The sequence below is a fragment of the Neobacillus niacini genome, assembly GCF_023715785.1.
Lineage (GTDB): Bacteria > Bacillota > Bacilli > Bacillales > Cytobacillaceae > Neobacillus > Neobacillus niacini_E.
Genome location: NZ_JAMBOX010000107.1, coordinates 1 through 312, shown reverse-complemented (window position 1 = coordinate 312; position 312 = coordinate 1). Strand labels below are relative to the sequence as shown.

At 36.9% G+C, this 312-nt stretch carries 1 pseudogene; it reads right to left on the bottom strand.

Annotated features, from left to right (window positions below):
• Positions 1-312: pseudogene (locus M3234_RS29045) on the bottom strand (transposase); the annotation flags it as partial.

Sequence of the window (312 nt, the reverse complement as noted above, 5' to 3'; positions counted from 1 at the left end):
AATAAAACACGACCGCCTACCATTTTGTGATTCATTGCCTGAAGAACGATTTCATCAAAAATATCTTGAAAGATATCAGTATCCTTAAAACGGTGTTGACGATTCCAACTAATCGTAGAGTGATGGGGACCCGGATCCTGAAATTTAAACCTAAGAACCATCGATAGGCAATGTTCATTTTAATATCCTTTTCTAATTGCCTTTCGGAACGAATACCAAAGAGATACCCGATGAACATCATTTTAAAAAGTATAAGGGGATCAGATGGACGGCCGTTATCATCACTATAAAATGGACGTACTTTTTCAAGAA